Raw genomic sequence first — 2,379 nt, 5'->3', positions numbered from 1 at the left:
CGGACGACCACGCAGCCCGCGGCACCGTCGCGGACGACCACGGCCGCGTCGTCGCGCAACCGCCGGGCCAGGGCCCCGGCGGCACGCGCCGCGGTCGGCTCCCCGGTGAGCAGCCGCGCCTCCCGCGCGTTGGTGCTCAGCACCCCGGTGGCGGCGAGCATCCGCTCCCACAGCGCGTCCGGCACGTCCGTGACCAGGGGCCCCGGATCGAGCAGGACCGTCGCCGAGGACTCCTCGGCCGCGGCGACCAGCGACGCGGCCTTGTCCGGGACGAGCAGGCTGTAGCCGGAGACGTAGAGCACGTCGTCGGCGGTGGTCGCCGGGAGCCCGGCGGGCGGCGCGGTCTCGACCCCGCTGCCGGTCACGAAGGTCCGTTCCCCGGACGGGTCGACCAGGGTCACGCAGACGCCGGTGTCGCCGCCGGGATCGGGCGGCGCGGTCGCCGTGACGCCCTCCGCGGCCAGCGCGGCCCGCACGAGGTCACCGTGCGGACCGGTGCCGTGCCCGCCGGCGTAGAGGACCTCGGCCCCGGCCCGGGCGGCCGCGGCGACGACGTTGAACCCGCCGCCGGGCAGCATCGTGGTGGCGGTGGCGAGCACGTCGCCGCCGGGCGGGGGCAGCGCGGGCACCCGCATGACCAGGTCGACCAGGACCTGTCCGGAGTGGACGAGCCTGCCGGTCACCGCTGCTCCCGGGCCCCGCCCAGCGCGGCGTACACCCCGGCGGCGACGACGAAGGTGATCACCCAGGCCAGCCCGTTCTCGCCGAACCAGGTGCCGGCGAGCGGCCCGGTGAACCACGGCTCGGCCGACGGCCCGACGGTGGCGAACAGGTAGCCGACGACGATCGCCAGCGCCCAGGCCGCCGTCGCCCGCGGCTCGATCCCGCCGCGGTACCAGTAGCCGCTGCCGCGCGAGGTGTCCATCAGGGCCACCGGGTCGTAGTGGCGGCGACGCAGCATGTCGACGGCGAACACCCCGACCCACGCGGTGATCGGGACCGCGAGGGCGCTGATGAAGGCGATGAACGGCGGGTAGAAGCCGTCGGCGATCAGCATGAAGTAGATCGCACCGGCGAAGGTCACCAGCACGTCGACGACGACGGCGTACACCCGCGGCAGCCGCACGCCCAGGGTCAGCGTGGTCAGCCCGGCCGAGTAGACCGACAGGTGGTTGGACAGCAGCAGCCCGCCGAACGCGGCGACCAGGTACGGGATCGCCATCCAGGCCGGGAGCAGGTCGCGGATCGCGGCGACCGGGTCGTCGGCCGTCGCCAGGGTCGGGTCCCCGGCGGCGAGCAGGCTGCCCAGCGAGATGAGCAGGACCAGCGGGATGCCCGCACCGGCCGCGGCCGAGGCGACCAGGGAACCGGCCCGCACCGACGGGGACTGGTAGCGGGACATGTCGGCCGACGCGTTGGCCCAGCCGATCCCGGTGCCGGCGGCGATCACCCCGACCGCGGCGACGACCGCACCCGACGGGGCGGGGGCGGCCGCGGCGACCGCGGCCCAGTCGACGGTGGCGACCAGGAACCCGCCGACGACGATGTTCAGCGCACCGAACACCCAGGTCGCCCAGCGCTGCACCGCCACGAGCACCGCGTGCCCCAGCCCGGCGACGAGCACCGTGCACAGCACGAACACCGCGATGCAGACGATCGTGATCACCGGGTGGTCCTTCGCCGACGGGCTGGTGCCCGCGACGATCGTGACCAGCGACAGCAACGCGAACGCGGCCGTGGTGGTGTTCACCGTCTCCCAGCCCAGCCGCGACAGCAGCGACACCAGGGTCGGTCCGATGTTGCCGCGGGCGCCGAACACCGCGCGCGACAGGGTCAGGCCGGGTGCCCCGCCACGCCGACCGGCGATCGACACCGCGCCGACGATCGCGAACGACCCGACGCTGCCGAGCACCGCGGCGAGCACGGCCTGGGTGATGTTGAGCCCGGACGCGACCAGCGTCGCGCCCAGCGGGAGGCCGAGGATGGAGATGTTGGCGGCGAACCAGACCCAGAAGAGCTGGCCCGGGCGGCCGTGCCGCTCGGCGACCGGGACGGGCTCGATGCCCCGGGTCTCGAGCGTCCCGTTCCCGGCGGTGCCGGTGTCGGTCGTACTGGTGGCCATGGCGGCCTCCTGTCAGGAGGGAAGGCGGAGGCGGAGCAGCCCCTCGACCACGTCGTCGAGGGGGTCGAGCAGGGGCGCGTTGACCCGGCGGACGGTGCCGACGAGGTCGGCGGGCAGTGCGGCGGCGCCGTGCACCGCCCCGAGGACCGCGCCGCAGATCGCGGCGACGGTGTCGGTGTCGCCGCCGAGGGACGCGGCGGTGACCAGCGCGGCCCGCGGGTCGTCGCCGAGGGCGGCGGCGAGACCGAGGGCGGCGA

At 75.7% G+C, this 2,379-nt stretch carries 3 protein-coding genes; all 3 read right to left on the bottom strand.

The features are described 5' to 3' along the window. On the bottom strand, nt 1–683 hold a 683-nt coding region (locus GTW08_RS14700), incomplete at its 3' end, for a PfkB family carbohydrate kinase (RefSeq protein WP_161152070.1). Further along, a complete protein-coding gene (locus GTW08_RS14695) occupies nt 680–2,122 on the bottom strand; it encodes a purine-cytosine permease family protein (RefSeq protein WP_073576217.1) in 1,443 nt (480 codons plus the stop codon). The genes GTW08_RS14700 and GTW08_RS14695, both read right to left, overlap by 4 nt. 12 nt (nt 2,123–2,134) lie before the next feature. Beyond that, nucleotides 2,135–2,379: ADP-ribosylglycohydrolase family protein (locus tag GTW08_RS14690; protein ID WP_161152069.1), on the bottom strand; the 245-nt coding region annotated here is incomplete at its 5' end.

The sequence above is a fragment of the Pseudonocardia sp. SID8383 genome (assembly GCF_009864975.1).
Lineage (GTDB): Bacteria > Actinomycetota > Actinomycetes > Mycobacteriales > Pseudonocardiaceae > Pseudonocardia > Pseudonocardia alni.
Note: the sequence above shows the minus strand (reverse complement) of the source record. Positions and strands in the feature narration are given on the sequence as shown.

Excerpts from the sequence above, each read along its gene's own strand:
- GTW08_RS14695 (WP_073576217.1), bottom strand. The coding sequence starts at position 2,122 with ATGGCCACCAGTACGACCGACACCGGCACCGCCGGGAACGGGACGCTC.